Consider the following 17,580-nt stretch of genomic DNA (forward strand, 5'->3'; position numbering starts at 1 on the left):
CGGCTTGGCTTTACTTTGAAAGGTCAGGCGTTCATAGGCACCTTGGACGACCCCCTCTGTCGGCAGCGGTGGGAAGCCTTAGAGCTTCTTTGCCCTGCACCGTTTGCGCAGACTTTGGTGCTAACAACACTGGCACGGCACTTTGGACGCAGGGTTGAGGTGATTTTGTCGGATGCTGACAGAAACGTACTGGCGACAGCCCTTCTTGTCCGTCACCAACATCTTTGGCACGTGGCTGCGCAGTTGCCCCTGTTGCCTTATGCAGCCCTACGCAGCCACGCAGCTACTGCGCCTAGCCCCGAGCAACTTGCGGCACTGCTCGAGTTGCTGGAGCATCGCTACGCCCGCATCGACCTGCACCTGCCCCCAGGATGGGTTGATGTACGTGCCGCGCTATGGCGCGGTTGGCGAGCTCGGCCCCTATATACTTATCAACTTTCACTCACCCACAGCGGACCGGAACACTGGTCAGAAAATCCTCGGCGTCTTTTCCGAAAAGCCCGCGCTCAGTATCACTTCGTAGAAGACGCCGCCTTAGCACCTGCATTAGCCCAACTTGTACGCTTAAGCTACGCGCGACATCGCCGACACCCCCCTTTGCCAGAAACGCAACTGAGGACCTTGCTTGAAGAGCTCCTTCCCTCGGGTCTACTGCGCCTTTTCGGAGTGGTCAATGACCGGGCTTATCCTGAAGCTGCCGTAGCCCTACTAGTTCACCCTCCCCATGCCTGGTATTGGCTAGCGGGTAGTGAGCCTGGACCAGCCATGACCGTGCTGCTGGGGGAGCTTTGGCAACGCCTACAGGCAGAAGGATTCGAGATATTCGACTTTGTAGGCGCCAATACGCCCTCTATTGCAGAATTTAAGCGGCGCTTTAAACCAAAGTTACGGTTGTATTTTCGGTTGGAATACGACCGATCTGCCCTGCACACGCTGCTGCGTCGCCTGCCCGGGCTTCGCTAAACGCCTATGGCTGCTTTTGATGCCAATCCTTCACCCATGGCTGCCCGTTCGCTCCGAGGTCCACTCCTAACGCTGCTTTCGGGCTCTTCGCTGACACTTGTGCTTGCTTACCTAAGCCAGCCGGTCCTGACACGTCTCTACACACCCGAAGCGTTTGGAGTGACGGATGCATTTGTTGCGCTGGCCAGCTTGCTCCTGGTGGTAGGCACGCTGCGCTATGAGGACGCCTTGCTCTTACCCGAGAATGAGCTGGAGGCCCGAGGTTTGCTGCGCCTATGCCTTTTTATGTTGCTAAGCACGGGGTTGGTCTGGGGGGTTTTTAGCCTCTGGGGTGCAGGGTTGATCCAGCATCTGGGAGGTGAAGCACTCCTGCCGTGGGCGCTTTGGCTAACCCCAGCCCTCTGGCTGATGGGAAGCGGACGCCTGGCTGAACTGTGGCTCATGCGCCGCGAACACTTTCGCACGCTGGCAGCCGGGACCGCATTGCGTACGCTCAGCACCACGGCCCTACGCCTGGCGGCTGGCATTCCCCCTGTGCAGACCAGCGCCAGCGGATTAATTGGGGGATTTCTGGCTGGACACCTAAGCGCCTTGCTGTTTTACGGTTGGCGCCTACGCCGTTCAGGTATGTCCCCTGCAACCGCGTTACCTTCGCTAGCCTTCCTTGCCTATCGATATCGGCGCTTTCCGCTATTTACGCTTCCAGCCGCTTTGCTTAATGCGCTCAGCATGCGCCTACCGTTCTTGTTGCTGCTTACTTTTTTCGACGCGCACGTGCTGGGCCTTTTTGGACGCGCATTCATGGTGCTCAGCGTGCCGCTTAACCTGCTTGGTGGGGCCACAGGGCAAGTCTTCTTCGTGCGGGCAGCATCGCTACGTCGCCAAGCGCAGAGCTTGGCCCATTTAACCGCCCGTGTGGTAAAACCCTTGTTTCAATTAGGGCTTTATCCTACGTTGCTCCTTGTCACGCTGGGTCCCGAGCTCTTTGCGTTCGTATTCGGCGCGCCCTGGCGCCAAGCTGGGCTGTATGCCGGATGGATTGCGCCTTGGCTGTTGCTCGCCGGAATAGCTTCACCCTTGAGTCGTCTGTTTGACGTGCTGGAACGTCAGCGTGCTGACTTTATCGCCAGCCTGTTTTTATTTGTGCTGCAAACGCTAGCACTCATCGCCGGGGGCCTGCGGGGCAACCCAGAAATCACCCTTCAGTTGTTCGGGCTTGCGGGCTTTGCTGGACGCGCATTTCAGCTTGGGCTACTTTTTCACCTGGCGCAGCTTCCTCAAAAGGCCGCCCTGGCTCTCATTGGGCGTTATGGGCTTTGCAGTCTACCGTTGGTGCTGATCTTAGACAGCCTTGCCGCTACCATCACTCCTGCACTGCTTTTTGGACTTGTCGTACTGAGCTTTCTGCTCTATCTCGCGTTAAGCACCTGGGTAGACCGACGCCACCCCTGGCAGGCTTAACGTGGTGGTCGATCTCCTCTACGGACCGACCGAACGCGTTGTGTTGCTTTGCTCCGTTGCAGCTGCTCCAACTTTAGTAGGAGCTGTACCTGGCTTCGGGGTGCACCGCAGGCCACAGCCCAATCGGTCAGCACCCGCAACGCGCGGCGACGATATTTTCGCGGCCAGTGCGGCATGTGGCTCTCCACGACCCACCGCACCAGTGCGGGACCGTTATCTGTGGCATACCCTGTGCGCCCAGTTTGCATCAAACGTTGCAACTCGTACGCTGTAGCCTCAGGACAAAGCCGCGCCAACCAGTACCCTTCGGGGTCTTCTTGCCGAGCTTGCGCTGCAAAGGCGGCCCATAGCAAGGCCAACCCTTCTTGCGGGCTCCATTGCCCTTCAGGTGCACAGCCAAGCATGCTTCTTCAAAAAAAGCCTAACAGGAAACTCTCTCCACCTGTGGGCTGTATCGACCAATAAGTGCATTTTTCAAAGTTCGACCGCCCATGACAGAAGTGCAGACACTACCGGCTACGTTACGGCGCTTTCAGGCGCACTCTGAGGGCTTTCGTTGGGAAAGCGTTGTGCTAAAGCACTACAAACCTGAAGGCACCCATTTTCGCGACATCACCCGGCAGGTGCTGTTTGGCCCAGAATCGGGACTACCAGCCGAACTGCGCTATTTTGAGGTTGCACCAGGCGGCTACTCTACGTTTGAGCGCCACGAACACGTTCACGCAGTGCTTATTTTGCAAGGCCACGGTCGGGCTATCGTAGGCGAACAAGTCTTTGAGATAGCGCCGTTCGACTTGGTTTACGTGCCACCCCAAACGTGGCATCAGTTTCAAGCGGCCAAAGATGCTCCTTTAGGTTTTTTATGTTTGGTAGCTGCAGATCGGGATCGCCCCACGCGACCTTCTGCTGAAGAAGCCTCCCAAATTCGCCAGCACCCGATCATAGGGCCTCACGTGCGCCTATGAGCGCTACGGTCTCAGGATGACTTGATCGGCGGTAATAAAGGCCCCCTCAAACCGTTGCGCTGCCAGGCGAAGTAGGCGTTGCGCTTCTGCCCGGTTTCGGAAATTGCCTAGTCGAATGCGGTAGTAAGGGGCTTTGTAGACAATATAGATAGGCGGTGGATCGGCAGCAGCGCCTGCAATGTCGGCTAGCCGCCCCTCGGCCACCATCTGCCGCCACCAAGTGAGCACTTCTTCGTACAGTCGATCCGCTTCTGCCTTGTTTTCGGTCAGGGCAATCTGCACGCGATAACCCTCAACCACCACACGTGGTTCTGCCGCACCTAACTGCCCCAGCCACAGGGCTTCGGGCACGTCGTGTACGACCTGCGGGGTCGGCGGCGGCGGGTCGGCATAGGCTGATGGCTCAAATTCTTCATAATCAGCCAAGGCGAGCGCTTCTTCTGTAGGCTGAGGCCCTCGCGGCTCGGTATTAGGGCGCAGGGTTGCGCATCCAACCAGAAACATCAGGCCTAGGCTCAGCGCATACAGCCGGCAGGAGGTCATGATCGCCTTTCATATGTTCTTGGATGCTTCGTGTAAGCGCTCCGCAGCCGCAGAGTTTCCGTTTGCTTCAAAAGGTGGCACTGCGGTCAACACCGTTAACGTACCGGCCGGAAGTTCAAGCGTTGCCCCAGGCGCATAGGTCGTTTGCAACAGCTCTCGGCGAAAGGCCTCTACCACTTCCCAGTGATGGGGTTTGCCGCAAGCACAAACGGAAGGCACTACAACAGGTACAGCTTGAGCACCATTGTTAAACAGGATGAGAAACGTATCGTCGCGAAATGGTCGCCCTCGATCGTCAGTGCCCTGAATGGCTTCGCCATGGAGCAATAGGCCAAAGGCGGTAAGCTCTGTCTTAACCCAGTCTTCATGTTTCATGGGACGCCCTTCAGGATGCCACCAGACGGCATCGGGAGCCTCTCCCCCATTGGGCAGACCTGTTAGAAAATGTCGCCGGCGAAAGCTGCGATGCTGCTTACGGAACCAGATCACCTGCTGAACAAATGCTAAAAAGTGCTGCTTACGCGCGTCCAGCTGCCAGTTATACCAGCTGATCTCGTTATCTTGGCAGTAGGCATTGTTATTACCATGTTGGGAGCGCGAAAGCTCGTCCCCTCCTAGAAGCATCGGAACGCCTTGAGAAAGAAAGAGCGTACTGATGAGGCTGCGTTTTCGGGCTTCTCGACAAGCCAGAATTGCAGGATCTTGCGTGGGCCCCTCCACACCACAATTGTGGCTGTAGTTCGCATCCATCCCGTCTCGGTTGCCTTCCAGATTGACCTCGTTATGCTTTTTTTCGTAGCTCACCAGGTCTTCCAGGGTAAAACCGTCGTGGGCAGTGACAAAGTTAATCGAAGCAAACGGTCTGCGGCCGCTCCGTTCATAAAGGTCACTCGAGCCTGCAAAGCGGGTAGCAAATTCACCGTTGAGCCCTCGCTCGCCGCGCCAGAAACGACGCACCGCATCCCGATAGCGGCCATTCCATTCTGTCCATTGCCAGGGGAAATGTCCTACCTGATAGCCCCCTGGTCCTACATCCCACGGTTCAGCGATCAGCTTCACTTGGCTAAGCACGGGATCCTGTTGAATAACCTGAAAAAACGTCGAAAGCATGTCGACATCGTAGAGCTCACGAGCCAAAGCGGCTGCTAGGTCAAAACGGAAGCCGTCAACGTGCATTTCGGTCACCCAGTAGCGTAGGCTATCCATGATGAGCTGGATGACGTAGGGATTGCCCACGTCAAGCGTATTACCCGTGCCGGTATAGTCGACCAAAAAGCGTGGATTTTTAGGATCGGCTTTGTAATAGGCGCGGTTGTCAATGCCGCGAAACGAAAGCGTAGGCCCCAACACCCCGCCTTCACCCGTATGGTTGTAGACGACATCGACGATGACTTCAAAGCCAGCGGCATGGAGCGCCCGCACCATCATCTTAAACTCGCGCACTGCCGAAATCGGCCCATTGGTGGCGTATTCTGGCTCCGGAGCAAAGTAGCACAATGGGTTATAGCCCCAGTAGTTACGTAACCCCCGTTCAACAAGGTGTCGGTCGTGCACCTTAGCGTGCACCGGCAAAAGCTGAATGGTCGTAATGCCCAAGCGTTTCAGATGCTCTAGTACTGGCTCACACGTCAAGCCGAGGTAGGTGCCACGTAGCGGTTCTGGAACTTCGGGATGCAGCTTGGTCAGCCCTTTGACGTGCGTTTCGTAGATGATGGTGTCCTCCCACGGAATACGCGGCGGCCGATCGTCCCCCCATTCAAAGCAAGGTTCAACCACAGCGCCTAAAGGCGCATAGGGCGCATTGTCCTCTTCTGAGAAAGAGAGGTCTCCCGCCGCATCTCCCACTTTATACCCGAAAAGGCTGTCGTGCCAACGTAGCGGCCGACCAATGGCCTTAGCGTAAGGGTCGAGCAAGACTTTGTTGGGATTGAAACGATGCCCCTTTTCCGGTTGGTAGGGGCCATAGACGCGATAGCCGTAGAGTTGTCCAGGTCGCAGACCAGGCAAGTAAACATGCCAAATTGGGCCTGTACGTTCGGTCAGCTCTACAACCCGCGACGGGGCCGGGTCGTCCGGATTGTCAAAAAGCACGAGCTCTACGGCTTCAGCATGCTGGCTGTAGAGGGCAAAATTCACCCCCATGCCATCCCATGTTGCCCCTAAAGGATAGGGGCGACCAGGCCAGGAGCTCGAAACCGTCGACACTACCGGTTGGACTGCACCTGCCATGAGGATTGTTCAATGCACTTCGCTTGAAGGTAGCAAACGCTGCGCCATCAAGAGGACGCCAAACCGCTGAGCCGCCCTTTTACGCAAGCGTACGTACTGCGGGGATGCGTCATTGGTACGTTTGCGGCTTATCCAACTGCGCCTTTGGGTGCTCTAGAATGCGCTTCCAGAACGTTTGCTCATGGACTTTTCGCATGTCTTACAAAGCGCAGCTATGCGGGCATGGTAGGGCTTTTTTGTATTTTGGAAAGCTTACTGGTATAATCCCCCCAAAGATAGGGGCATTGCAACACGGGTAAAATAGATCTTAACACCTCCATCAAAAACGCAAAGAATATGGGCTGGTTAACCGAAGACGACATTCGGCGTTGGGAAAGCGGTACGTTCTTCGACAGTTATCGCAAGTTGGGCGCGCACCCGGACGAAGAAGGCACGTGGTTTTGCCTGTGGGCACCCCATGCCGATGCCGTTTCGGTACTGGGTGCATTTAATGATTGGAATCCGGAAGCCAGCCCCTTGGAGCGCTATGGTGGAGGCCTGTGGGCCGGTTATGTACCTGGCGCACGTCCCGGACACACCTACAAATATCGGATTCGTCACGGCTTCTACCAGGCCGATAAAACCGATCCCTATGCCTTCGCCATGGAGCCGCCAACAGGAAGCCCTATTGAGGGCTTGGCCTCCATTATCACACGCCTGGACTACACCTGGCATGATCACGAATGGATGCGCCAGCGCAAAGGTCCGGCCAGTCTCTATGGACCCGTTGCGATCTACGAAGTGCACCTAGGGTCTTGGCGGCATAAACGCCCCGGCGAGTCATTTTCCTATCGTGAAATTGCCGAGCCCTTGGCTGACTATGTTGAGGAAATGGGCTTTACCCACGTGGAGCTGATGCCCGTTATGGAACACCCCTACTATGGCTCCTGGGGCTACCAAGTGGTGGGCTACTATGCACCCACGTTTCGCTACGGTAAACCACAAGATTTGATGTATCTGATCGATTACTTGCATCAGCGCGGTATTGGGGTCATTCTTGATTGGGTACCTAGCCACTTTGCCGCTGATCCCCAGGGACTTGTCTTTTTCGACGGCACGACCCTGTTTGAGTACGATGATCCTAAAATGCGCTACCACCCCGACTGGGGTACGTACGTATTTGATTACAACAAGCCAGGCGTGCGTAACTTTCTCATTTCAAATGCCCTTTTCTGGCTTGCCTGTTACCATGCCGATGGGCTGCGCGTGGATGCCGTTGCCTCCATGCTCTATCGTGATTATTCCCGCAAGGAATGGACACCCAATATCTTTGGCGGCCGAGAAAACTTGGAAGCGATCGACTTCCTCAAAAAACTCAACGAAACAGTCTATCTGCACTTCCCCGAAGCAATGACCATTGCCGAAGAATCGACGGCTTGGCCAGGCGTTTCAGCCCCCACCTACAACCACGGGCTGGGTTTTCTCTACAAATGGAACATGGGCTGGATGCACGACACGCTGACCTACCTGCGTCGTGACCCCGTTCATCGCAAATACCACCACGACGAGCTAACATTTTCTTTGGTTTATGCCTTTTCGGAGCATTACATCTTACCCTTATCCCACGACGAGGTAGTGCATGGTAAGGGATCGCTTTGGGGTAAGATGCCCGGCGATGACTGGCAAAAAGCCGCCAACCTACGCCTGCTCTACGGCCACATGTGGGGGCACCCTGGAAAAAAGCTCCTCTTTATGGGCGGGGAATTTGGCCAGTATCATGAGTGGAACCACGACGTGCAAATTGAATGGCACTTGCTCGAAAAACCTTTTCAGCGCGGCATTCAGACGTGGGTACGCGACCTTAACCACCTCTACCGCACCCATCCCGCGCTTTGGCACGATGGCCCCGAAGGCTTTGAATGGATTGACTTTAGCGACCGTGACCAGAGCGTTATCTGCTACCTGCGAAAAAATGCCGGTCGCATACTGCTTTTTGTGCTGAACTTCACGCCCGTTCCACGCCTACACTATCGCGTAGGCGTGCCTCTGGGAGGTCCTTGGCGCGAAGTGCTCAATAGCGACGCGGTTGTCTATGGCGGCAGCGGTCTAGGAAATCTTGGTCGCGTTGAAGCTATACCCGAATCGTGGCACGGCCGCCCGTTTCATCTCAGCCTAACGCTTCCCCCCTTGGCTGCGATTATCCTTGAACCCGAATCGATGTAAGCAAATCTTTGCTTTCTTTTTCTTTACACCCTTTTCCCTGAAGCCAAAGCACGGCTAGCCGTATTTTGGGGCCGCTTGTTTTGGCTTTTAGCGCAAAAGAACTATGCCTCGCTCAAGTGGTATTTTGTTGCATCCTACCTCACTTCCAGGCCCTTATGGAATTGGCGATCTAGGGCCTGCCGCCTACCATTTTGCCGATTTTTTGGCCGAAGCGGGTCAACGGCTCTGGCAAATGCTTCCCCTAGTCCCTGTAGGCTTAGGCTTTTCTCCGTATGCTAGCCCGTCGACCTTTGCTGGAAATCCGCTGCTGATCAGTCCAGACCGCCTAGTCGAGCAGGGCTTACTCAGTCCTAACGACGTCTCTCAAAGACCTAATTTCCCAGCTGAACGCGTCGATTACGACTGGGTGATTACCTACAAGCATCATTTGCTCGAAAAAGCCTATGCAACGTTTGAGGCACATCCTGACCGCATCGACGAGACGGATTTTTGGCTCTTTTGTGAGCGACAGGCCTTCTGGCTCGACGATTATGCCCTCTTTATGGCGTTAAAAGAGGCGCATGGCGGTGCGGTTTGGACAGAGTGGCCCGCTGAGCTAGCCCGGCGCGATCCTGGAGCGTTGCACCATGCTCGCCAGCGCCTGGCACGTGCCTTCCGCAAGCACCAGTTCTGGCAGTATCTCTTTCACAAGCAGTGGATGGACCTGCGCGCCTACTGCCACCAGCGTGGTATCCGGCTGATGGGCGATATCCCAATCTACGTAGCCCACGACAGCGCCGACGTATGGGCCAACCCGCACCTTTTTCATCTAGACGAAAGGGGCCGGCCCACCGTTGTAGCTGGTGTGCCCCCCGACTACTTCAGTGAAACCGGTCAGCGCTGGGGCAATCCACTATACCGTTGGGACGTCTCCCGCCACACAGGCCATCACTGGTGGACCCAGCGCTTTGCTGTGCTTCTGGAACGCGTCGACCTGATTCGCCTCGATCACTTCCGCGGGTTTGCAGCATACTGGGAAATCCCTGCTAGCGAGCCTACAGCTGTCCACGGACGTTGGGTGGCTGGACCCGGTGCCGAGTTTTTCGAGACCATTCAGCAAAAGCTTGGTCCTCTGCCTATTGTGGCTGAAAACCTTGGGGTCATCACACCTGACGTCACCGAACTCATGGAACGTTTTGGTTTTCCAGGGATGGCTGTCCTTCAATTTGCCTTCGATGAGGATGCCTCCTCTACCTTTCTGCCGCACAACTACACCCGCAACCTGGTGGCCTATACCGGCACGCACGACAACGACACCATCGTGGGCTGGTGGCGCGGAGAAAGCAAAAACACGTTGCCCCCTGAAGTCGTTGCCCGCGCTAAGGCCTACGCCCGAGCTTACTTAGACCTGGATCGCAAGCGGGAGCGTGAGATCCATTGGACGTGCATCCGTGCACTTATGGCTTCGGTAGCCGACCTGGTGGTTTTCCCCTTACAAGACGTACTCGGCCTAGGCAGTGAAGCACGTATGAATACCCCCGGTACTACCGGTCCACACAACTGGTCCTGGCGCGTGTGTGCTAGCCAACTTCGCCCAGAGCTGGCCGAACGGCTGCGCAGGCTCACCGAAATCTACGGACGCCTGCCCTCAGCGGCCTAAAGCTTCAGTCGCGCCGCCACTGCACACGGACGACGCGGTCCCCATCTGCATAGCTATAATCCAGCTTACCCTGATAGGCCCGAGCCAGCGCTTCACCAATACGACGGGCCAGATGCACTCCTGTGGTCGTAATCCGGCAGTAGCCATCTTGGAGATCCAGTTCCATCAAGCGCTCTAGCGGCCGCGTCTGCTTTTCTTGCGCTTCTAGATTACGCACCAAATTGAGGATCTCTGCTTGATGGGCACACCAAAACGCACCACTGAGCTCTACATAACCAGCCGGATAGCGATCGGCCGTGCGTCGGCAAGCCGGACACCGCACCTCATGCACCACCTCTGTAACCTCCATCCACGTCCACCGTCCCCCACTAAACACTGCACCACAGTCTGTGCATCGCGTAGGTTCAGGCCACTTTTGATGCTCCCAGTAAGCATCCCGGTGCCGCTGTTTTAAGATGCGATCCTTGCGGCCATAGCTGCTCCGAAACATACGCACCCTCCACTTACATAATCATGGGTTGCAGGATAAGCCCCTCCTGTTAAGAGAAAGTTAAGCAAACAGCACGCAACGTCAAGCCCCTGGCGCAAATTCTGTATCTGGAACAGCCACAAATGTCCCTATTGCTTCAAGCTCCAGATATTCGCCCGTGGTGCGGTCAATCGTGCCCATTTGCAGACGGAACTTTCCTTTGAGTTGGTCGGGAGCTACAGCTTCAAAGATGAGTTGCCCTGATTCCGAAAGGAACGTATAGGGAGGCCAGTCTAGATAGGCAATCACCCAGGGGTGCGCTGCAGGTCCTGGGACCAAACGGCGCACAGCTTCTAAAGTATCGGCACCATGGCGCCTGATCTCTAAGGATAGCCCACGGGTAGGTGCCGATGCATCCAGCAAGTCTAACCCAATGGGTTCACCCTGGGCATTTTTTCGAAAAAGCGCCTTGCCTACCAGGGTATCGCTTATCGTTCCTTGCAACACCACCCGGAAAGATCCCGTTTGCACACGTTCCCCCTTGAAGGGGGTTGGTACAGCACACCCTCCCTGGCAACCCATCCCCGCGAAGATCAGCAAAAACACCCATCGCTGCATGTACTGGTGCATATTCGCAGAAGTATGCCGCTAATCTGTAGGGTCGTTTTCTTGTTAATTTACGTAACGGTAGTCGCAACCTGCTGGTGGGATGATGAACGCTGTTGTTGCCTTAGAGTCGACGGTGATTGCGCATGGCCTACCCGCGCCTCACAATTTAGATGCAGCCTATCGCATCGAAGCGGCTATCCGCGCCGAAGGTGCCCGACCGTGCACCATTGCTATCCTTAAAGGCCAGGTGCGACTTGGGCTTGAGCCGCACGAATTGCGCTATCTAGCCACAGCCGAGGGCGTCCGCAAAGTTAGCCTACGCGACCTCCCTGTTGCCGTCGCTCAAGGATGCGATGGTGCCACCACGGTTGCTGCCACGCTACACTTGGCTTGGCGAGCGGGCATTTCGGTTATGGCTACTGGAGGTATTGGCGGTGTGCATCGCAGTGCCGATGGCCGTCCTTCGATGGACATCAGCGCTGATCTTGAAGCACTGGCGCGCATCCCAGCCGTGGTGGTGTGCTCAGGACCCAAAACGATTCTCGACCTCAAAGCTACACGCGAACAGCTAGAAACGCGCGGCATCACAACGGTAGGCTACCGTACTCATGAAATGCCCGCGTTTTACACTGCCACAAGCGGCCTACCGGTCGACGCGCGCTGCGACACACCGGAGGCTGTTGTCGCCCTCTACCAGGCACGCCTGCGTCTGGGCCTACCGGGCGCCTTAGTGGTTACTGTACCCCCTCCCGATCGCGTAGCTATCCCTACGGCAGTGCTCATGCCAGCGCTTGAAGAGGCCTTGCAAGAAGCCGAACGGCAGGGCATCGCAGCCGAAGCACTCACGCCTTTTCTGCTAGCTCGGTTGCGCGAACGCTTGGGGTCTCGCGTCCTACAGGCAAACCTTGCATTGCTAGAGCAAAACGCGATCGTTGCCGCTCGGATTGCGCGCGCCTTAGCTATGGCTGCTTTGCCCCTTTCACCCCCTGCAAGCTGCGCAGCGATAACAAATTGACGTCGTAAGAACGCACGCGGCCGTTTTTCTCTCGATGGCGCTTCTGAGCCAGTCGGATCAGTTCATCCATTAGTGCATCGAACGGCACGCCTGCTGGCTCCCACAGGTAAAACGAAAACGAACCCGGAATGGTATTAATCTCATTGAAATACACCTGACCGGTATCACCATCCAGCAGAAAATCGATGCGGGCCACACCAGCACATTCAAAAAGCTGAAAGATGCGGACGGCCATCTCCTGGATAGCTTGCGTTTGTGTCGGGTCAAGGGGTGCTGGAATTATGCGTTCCAGCGAAGCCATACCTTGTGGCTGCTTTGTCCCTTGGCCTCCCTTACTTTGCCCTCGCAGATACTTATCCTGAAACGTCAGCAGCTTCGATGGGTCGCTGCGTACGGGCTCCTCGAGCACGCTGGGACGCGCTGCTGAAGGATCGCCCAGCACGGCACAGTTAACCTCCCGTAGATGCTGTACGGCCCGTTCAACAAGCACTTTTTCATCGTAGCGCAAGGCTTCTTCGATTGCTGCATCCAGTGCCACGCGCTCTGCTACACGCTGAATCCCTATCGACGATCCCAAACGGGCCGGCTTGACCACCATGGGATAGCCCAACTCAGCCTCTAGGCGATCTAGCCAAGCTTCCTCTTGACCAGCCCATTCGTGCTCACGAAACCAACGGAAATCGACCACAGGAATGCCCTGCTGCTGGCAGAGTAACTTCGAGAGCACTTTATCCATGCCCAAGGCTGAACCCAGCACGCCACTGCCCGTGTAAGGCACATTAAGCGTCTCGCACAATCCCTGCACACCGCCGTTTTCGCCATCACCGCCATGCAAGGCCAGCACAACCACATCAAGCAAATAGCGTAGTGGGCGCTGCCAAGGCCAACGACGCGGGCGCGCATCCACCAGCAACAGGCGGCCGTGTACAGCTGGATCAAAGCGTACGGGAATGGCCAATCGCCGCAAGGCGTCCAGGTCTTGGTAGGCCTCCAGCGCCAAAAGCACCGATCCGGTGTACCAGCTACCGTCCTTGGCTACGTACAGCGGCACTACCTCGTAGCGGTCCGGATCAAGCGCCGCAGCAGCTTGCAGCCCGGTAATGACAGACACCTCATGCTCTGGCGAGACGCCGCCAAAAACTACGCCTACGCGTAATCGCTGCATAGCAAGCGGTCTAAGGCTCCTGAGATACAAACCAGCCACGGTTATAGATCGCCCACGCGCGCCCAACCAGCGTTTCGCCAAGAAACGGTGTATTTCGGCTTTTCGAGCGAATGTGTCGCTCTTCAAAAACCCAGCGCGTAGTCGCATCAAAGACCGTCAGGTTGGCTGGCTCGCCTTCAGCCAGGCGCGGTACGGGAAGCCGAAGGATGCGCCGTGGGGCTACGGTTAGCTTGTAGACTGCTTCAGCGAGCGTCAAAACCCCCGGAGCAATCAGCTCACGGCCGATCAGCCCCCAAGCGGTCTCTAGACCAATGATTCCAAACGGGGCTTCAATGAACTCAACCTCCTTTTCAAAGCTGGCATGCGGCGCATGATCGGTACAGATCGCGTCAATCGTACCATCACGCAATCCTTCCTTAAGCGCTGCAACATCGGTTGCCGTGCGCAGCGGCGGATGCATTTTGGTATGGGTTGAAAAGCCCGAACGCTCAACCGCCTCATCGGTCAGCGTGAAATGATGGGGGCAAACTTCGGCCGTTACCCGTACCCCTCGGGCTTTAGCTTGACGCACCAGCTCAACAGACCGGGCCGTGGAAATATGGGCTACGTGCACATGCCCACCTGTATATTCGGCCAGCAACAAGTCGCGCGCGACCATGACCTCTTCGGCCACCGACGGAATACCCGGAATACCCAGGCGCGTTGCCACAACGCCTTCGTGCATGTGGCCATGTGGATTCAGCGTCAGGTCCTCCATATGATTGATGATGGCCCGATCAAGCATTGAAGCATATTCCAAAGCCCGGCGCATTAGTCCACTATGCTGCACAGGTGCGCCATCGTCGCTAAAGGCTACTGCTCCCCCTTCCACCAGGTCGGCCATTTCAGTAAGCTCTTTCCCTTCCCGGTTCTTCGACACACAAGCGATCGGATACACGTCAACCGGCGTGTGTTGCCCCCGTTCAATGACAAACTCGACAACATCGCGGGTGTGGATAGGGGGGTCGGTATTGGGCATGCAAGCCACGGCGGTAAATCCACCAAAGGCGGCTGCGCGGCATCCCGTTTCAATGGTTTCCTTATGTTCCTGGCCGGGCTCGCGTAAGTGCACGTGCATATCGATCCAGCCTGGCGAAATCAGCTTTCCTGTGGCATCGTAGACAGCAACGTCGTCGGCCTCAATAGACGGAGCGATGCGGACAATGCGGCCGCCCCGAATCAACAGATCAGCCCGCTGCTGCTTACCAGTCTCAGGATCTAGCAAAATGCCTCCCCGCAAAAGCAGGTTAGGCAGCTTCTGCGCCTTCGACATCATGGCAGGTATTGATCGTTCGTCCAATGCCGCGCAAAGATAGCACACGCCAGCGATGCTCAGCGGGGATTCACCAGGTTTTCCTCAAGAAAACCCGTAATGAGCGTGAACAGATGCAACCGGGTGTTCCCCCCATAGATACCGTGGTTTCGGCCAGGATACACCATGAAAGCAAATTGCTTTCCAGCCCGCTGTAGCGCCTCGGCCATTAAAACCGCATTTTGAAAATGCACATTATCGTCCAGATCGCCATGAATCAGCAACAACCGCTGACGCTCAGCAAGCCGATCCGCGTACGTAAGCGGCGCGCCTAAGCGGTAGCCCTCTGGGTTCTGTTGGGGTGTGGACATGTAACGTTCGGTATAGATCGTATCGTAGAGCCGCCAATCGGTTACAGGCGCAACCGATACCCCAACGCGAAAGACTTGTGGCCCGTCCCCATAAAGCATGGCCATCAGCGTCAGATACCCTCCATAGCTCCAACCCCAAATGCCTATGCGATCGGGATCGACATAGGAACGCTGGGCCAGCGCTTTGGCTGCTGCAATCTGATCTTGGGCTTCAAGCTGCCCTAGCCTACGATAGGTGGCCGTCTTAAAGGCATAGCCCCGGGCTCCTGTACCCCGGTTATCCACGCTAGCTACCAGAATACCCAGCTCTTCGGCCAAATAGTAGTGCCAAAGCATGCGTGCCCCGCCCCAGTCATCCACCACCGTCTGCGAGCCCGGACCACCATAGACGTAGAGCAACAGCGGATATTGCTTGGTGGAGTCAAAATCTGAAGGTTTAATGAGGTAAGCTTCCAGTGGCGTGCCGTCGGCACCGGGCACCGTAAAAAATTCTGGAGGTCGCAGCTTGTAAGCCTTAAGGCGCTGCTGCAAGGCTTCATTGCCTACCAACACCGCAAGCTGCTCGCCACTTATGCGGCGCAGGGTAACCACGGGCGGCTGCAAAAAGCGCGTATGCACATCGATGTAGTAACGGAAGTCCCGGGATAGGCTGACCTCATGCGTTCCAGGCTCTTGGCTAATGCGTTGCGGCCCGAAAGCTTGCCCATTTGAAGCACCCGGCTGCAACGGCACGCGGTATAAGTGACGTTCACGCGGCCCTTCGATCGTGGCGGTAAAGTATACCCAGCCGCCCACTTCATCAACACCGTGAAAATCCGTAACATCCCAAGCCCCTTGCGTCAGCTGGCGAACTAGCGTGCCATCGTTGCGATATAGGTACAGGTGGCGGTATCCATCACGCTCACTGATCCACACAAAATGCTGCCCATCATTCAGGTAAGTGAGCTGGCCTGCCTGCAGATCGGTAAAACCTGTTTCTACCTCAAGCCAGGCTGAAGCGCGTTCCTCCAGTACTTTGCGCACACGCATCGTGGCAGGGTCGCCATAGAGCAGCTCCAGATGGTTCTGCTCGCGATTCATGCGAAACATCCACACGTAGAAGCGACCATCAATAGCTGGCGTCCAGCCCATACGCGCCAGATATTCGTAGGGACTGTCGTCTTCATACCAGGTATCTGTGTCAAAAAAGCGCACCTGACCAGTCTGCAAGTCAATAACGCCAATTTGAATTTCGCTATTGGGCTGGCCGGCTTTGGGATAGCGAAACGTAATCGACTTCGGATAGTACTCCCGCAGGTCCACCATGGTAAACGCTGGCACGTGCGATTCGTCGAGCTTAAAGAACGCAATGTAGCGCCCATCTGGACTCCAGGCCCAGCCATCCCGCAGACCGAACTCCTCTTCGTAGACCCAATCGAACGTGCCATTGATGATGCTTTCGGGCCTACCATCGACGGTAAGCGGCACTTCTTGGCCGCTTTCCAGATCCACCAGGTAGAGATTGCGATCCCGCACAAAAGCAACCTGACGGCCATTTGGACTGAGCTTGGCAAACATCTGAAAGCCTTTGGCTCGGTCACTTATCGGCCGCAGCGTCCCCGAAGCGATATCATAGAGGTAGTAAAAGCCCTTGGTATTGTAGCGCCATACAGGCTCCGAATCTGTGTAAATAAGCACCCGGCGACCATCACGGCTGTAGGCGTAGTCTTCAATCTGAACCAAACGCCCAACATCCGAGGCATAGAGTCGATTGCCATCAATCAGGCGTTCACGCTGACCCGTCTCCAAATTGTAGCGCACGAGATGCGTGGCGCCAGTTTGCGCATCCGGCTCAATGTAGAGGATCACCGGCCCCTCTTCAGCCCAGCGCCCACCTTCAAAAAATTCACCCGCAAATTTGCGCGAAGCGTGAATGTCTTCCAGCGTTAGCCGCTGGCGGGTTTGCGCGGTTTGCTGGGCTGCAGCAACCGAAACCCAAAACAGCCCCGCGCTTAGCAGTAGGCAATGCACCAATGCACGACGCATCATACTTGACCGTTAAGCTAAGTGACCCTGCTCTAGCGGTCAAAGATAGGGATTTTGCGTTTGAAAAAAAGATTCGCTAAGCGCGTTGGACTGCTTTGAAATAATCTTGCACATCGCTTGGCCTAAACAAGTGGCGGGTGCCCATGGGCACCCGCCACGCACTGGTCTGTATCGCTTTGTGGCGTTAGCTTGCGGGTTTAGGGGCCACCACCATGGTCCCCTGCATCATCGAGAAGTGACCAGGAAACGTGCAGATATAGCGATACCGACCAGGAGTTGCTGGTGCTTTGAACGTTACCTCGACGGTTTCCCCAGGCTGCGCTAGCTTGGTGTAAGCCAAAATGGCCGGATCGTCGGGCACGTAATCTTTGGCTGTGATAGCAGCCGTGCCCACCCGGTTGACCACAGCCGGGCTGCTCGTGTTCAGCACCACCACATTGTGCGGCATAACCTTCGCCGTATTCTTAAAAATCAGCCGCACCGTCTCCCCAGGCTGCACCGTAAACTCCGTTTGCTTAAACTTTAGCTCATCCCCCACAGGCTCAATCACGATCTCCTTTACAGGCTCGGCCTGTGCTGCCCATCCTATCACAAGCAGCATGCTAAGGAAATACCGCATGACTAGCTCCATTA

The 17,580-nt window shown here is 56.1% G+C and carries 15 protein-coding genes; 6 read left to right on the top strand and 9 right to left on the bottom strand.

Annotated features, from left to right (window positions below; all coding sequences use genetic code 11):
* The first annotated feature begins 15 nt into the window (after positions 1–15).
* Together J8E65_RS09905 and J8E65_RS09910 are read left to right on the top strand one after the other, a co-directional pair.
* Entirely contained in the window at positions 16–963 is a 948-nt protein-coding gene (locus J8E65_RS09905; protein ID WP_237181882.1) for a GNAT family N-acetyltransferase, read from the top strand.
* A gap of 6 nt (positions 964–969) precedes the next feature.
* On the top strand, positions 970–2,424 hold the full coding sequence (locus tag J8E65_RS09910) for a lipopolysaccharide biosynthesis protein (protein ID WP_237181883.1): 1,455 nt from the start codon (positions 970–972) through the stop codon (positions 2,422–2,424).
* On the opposite strand, the gene J8E65_RS09915 is transcribed toward J8E65_RS09910, so the two are convergent.
* Complete coding sequence (locus J8E65_RS09915; protein WP_210375596.1) at positions 2,421–2,828, bottom strand: hypothetical protein; 408 nt, start codon at positions 2,826–2,828, stop codon at positions 2,421–2,423. The two genes, J8E65_RS09910 and J8E65_RS09915, sit on opposite strands and share 4 nt — an antisense overlap.
* Before the next feature lie 87 nt (positions 2,829–2,915).
* Between J8E65_RS09915 and J8E65_RS09920 the strand changes: the two genes are divergently transcribed.
* The gene (locus tag J8E65_RS09920; protein WP_210375597.1) at positions 2,916–3,389 is read left to right on the top strand and encodes a cupin domain-containing protein; all 474 of its coding nucleotides are present in this window, start codon (positions 2,916–2,918) and stop codon (positions 3,387–3,389) included.
* 3 nt (positions 3,390–3,392) lie between these two features.
* On the opposite strand, the gene J8E65_RS09925 is transcribed toward J8E65_RS09920, so the two are convergent.
* Positions 3,393–3,932: an SPOR domain-containing protein gene (locus J8E65_RS09925; protein WP_210375598.1), complete on the bottom strand. Its 540-nt coding sequence runs from the start codon at positions 3,930–3,932 to the stop codon at positions 3,393–3,395.
* A 9-nt stretch (positions 3,933–3,941) separates the two neighbouring features.
* Entirely contained in the window at positions 3,942–6,161 is a 2,220-nt protein-coding gene (gene glgX / locus J8E65_RS09930; protein ID WP_210375599.1) for a glycogen debranching protein GlgX, read from the bottom strand.
* Positions 6,162–6,497: 336 nt separating this feature from the next.
* Here glgX and glgB point away from each other — a divergent pair, with 336 nt between their 5' ends.
* Entirely contained in the window at positions 6,498–8,363 is a 1,866-nt protein-coding gene (gene glgB, locus J8E65_RS09935; RefSeq protein WP_210375600.1) for a 1,4-alpha-glucan branching protein GlgB, read from the top strand.
* A gap of 103 nt (positions 8,364–8,466) precedes the next feature.
* Positions 8,467–10,002: a 4-alpha-glucanotransferase gene (malQ, locus tag J8E65_RS09940; RefSeq protein ID WP_210375601.1), complete on the top strand. Its 1,536-nt coding sequence runs from the start codon at positions 8,467–8,469 to the stop codon at positions 10,000–10,002.
* 4 nt (positions 10,003–10,006) lie between these two features.
* Here the strand turns inward: malQ and J8E65_RS09945 are convergent, their stop codons facing one another.
* Positions 10,007–10,492 carry a BCAM0308 family protein gene (locus J8E65_RS09945; RefSeq protein WP_210375602.1) on the bottom strand — a complete coding sequence of 162 codons (486 nt, stop codon included), beginning with the start codon at positions 10,490–10,492 and terminating at the stop codon, positions 10,007–10,009.
* Between the two features lie 81 nt (positions 10,493–10,573).
* Complete coding sequence (locus tag J8E65_RS09950; RefSeq protein WP_210375603.1) at positions 10,574–11,101, bottom strand: hypothetical protein; 528 nt, start codon at positions 11,099–11,101, stop codon at positions 10,574–10,576.
* A gap of 79 nt (positions 11,102–11,180) precedes the next feature.
* Here J8E65_RS09950 and J8E65_RS09955 point away from each other — a divergent pair, with 79 nt between their 5' ends.
* Complete coding sequence (locus J8E65_RS09955; RefSeq protein WP_237181884.1) at positions 11,181–12,095, top strand: pseudouridine-5'-phosphate glycosidase; 915 nt, start codon at positions 11,181–11,183, stop codon at positions 12,093–12,095.
* Here the strand turns inward: J8E65_RS09955 and J8E65_RS09960 are convergent.
* From J8E65_RS09960 to J8E65_RS09975, 4 genes are all read right to left on the bottom strand, one after another.
* Complete coding sequence (locus J8E65_RS09960) at positions 12,040–13,260, bottom strand: D-alanine--D-alanine ligase family protein (protein WP_210375604.1); 1,221 nt, start codon at positions 13,258–13,260, stop codon at positions 12,040–12,042. The genes J8E65_RS09955 and J8E65_RS09960 overlap by 56 nt on opposite strands.
* Positions 13,261–13,270: 10 nt before the next feature.
* The gene (locus tag J8E65_RS09965; protein ID WP_210375605.1) at positions 13,271–14,575 is read right to left on the bottom strand and encodes a dihydroorotase; all 1,305 of its coding nucleotides are present in this window, start codon (positions 14,573–14,575) and stop codon (positions 13,271–13,273) included.
* A gap of 56 nt (positions 14,576–14,631) precedes the next feature.
* Positions 14,632–16,950, bottom strand: a complete 2,319-nt coding sequence (locus tag J8E65_RS09970) for a S9 family peptidase (RefSeq protein ID WP_237181885.1) — start codon at positions 16,948–16,950, stop codon at positions 14,632–14,634.
* Positions 16,951–17,131: 181 nt separating this feature from the next.
* Positions 17,132–17,566: a plastocyanin/azurin family copper-binding protein gene (locus tag J8E65_RS09975; protein ID WP_237181887.1), complete on the bottom strand. Its 435-nt coding sequence runs from the start codon at positions 17,564–17,566 to the stop codon at positions 17,132–17,134.
* Positions 17,567–17,580: the final 14 nt, after the last annotated feature.

The sequence above is a fragment of the Rhodothermus bifroesti genome (genome assembly GCF_017908595.1).
GTDB classification, from domain to species: domain Bacteria; phylum Bacteroidota; class Rhodothermia; order Rhodothermales; family Rhodothermaceae; genus Rhodothermus; species Rhodothermus bifroesti.

Bases quoted from the DNA above. Each gene is read 5' to 3' on its own strand.
- J8E65_RS09910 (WP_237181883.1), top strand. From the start codon at position 970: ATGGCTGCTTTTGATGCCAATCCTTCACCCATGGCTGCCCGTTCGCTC.
- J8E65_RS09915 (WP_210375596.1), bottom strand. From the start codon at position 2,828: ATGCTTGGCTGTGCACCTGAAGGGCAATGGAGCCCGCAAGAAGGGTTG.
- J8E65_RS09920 (WP_210375597.1), top strand. From the start codon at position 2,916: ATGACAGAAGTGCAGACACTACCGGCTACGTTACGGCGCTTTCAGGCG.
- J8E65_RS09925 (WP_210375598.1), bottom strand. From the start codon at position 3,932: ATGACCTCCTGCCGGCTGTATGCGCTGAGCCTAGGCCTGATGTTTCTG.
- glgX (WP_210375599.1), bottom strand. From the start codon at position 6,161: ATGGCAGGTGCAGTCCAACCGGTAGTGTCGACGGTTTCGAGCTCCTGG.
- glgB (WP_210375600.1), top strand. From the start codon at position 6,498: ATGGGCTGGTTAACCGAAGACGACATTCGGCGTTGGGAAAGCGGTACG.
- malQ (WP_210375601.1), top strand. From the start codon at position 8,467: ATGCCTCGCTCAAGTGGTATTTTGTTGCATCCTACCTCACTTCCAGGC.
- J8E65_RS09945 (WP_210375602.1), bottom strand. From the start codon at position 10,492: ATGTTTCGGAGCAGCTATGGCCGCAAGGATCGCATCTTAAAACAGCGG.
- J8E65_RS09950 (WP_210375603.1), bottom strand. From the start codon at position 11,101: ATGCACCAGTACATGCAGCGATGGGTGTTTTTGCTGATCTTCGCGGGG.
- J8E65_RS09955 (WP_237181884.1), top strand. From the start codon at position 11,181: ATGATGAACGCTGTTGTTGCCTTAGAGTCGACGGTGATTGCGCATGGC.
- J8E65_RS09960 (WP_210375604.1), bottom strand. From the start codon at position 13,260: ATGCAGCGATTACGCGTAGGCGTAGTTTTTGGCGGCGTCTCGCCAGAG.
- J8E65_RS09965 (WP_210375605.1), bottom strand. From the start codon at position 14,575: ATGATGTCGAAGGCGCAGAAGCTGCCTAACCTGCTTTTGCGGGGAGGC.
- J8E65_RS09970 (WP_237181885.1), bottom strand. From the start codon at position 16,950: ATGATGCGTCGTGCATTGGTGCATTGCCTACTGCTAAGCGCGGGGCTG.
- J8E65_RS09975 (WP_237181887.1), bottom strand. From the start codon at position 17,566: ATGCGGTATTTCCTTAGCATGCTGCTTGTGATAGGATGGGCAGCACAG.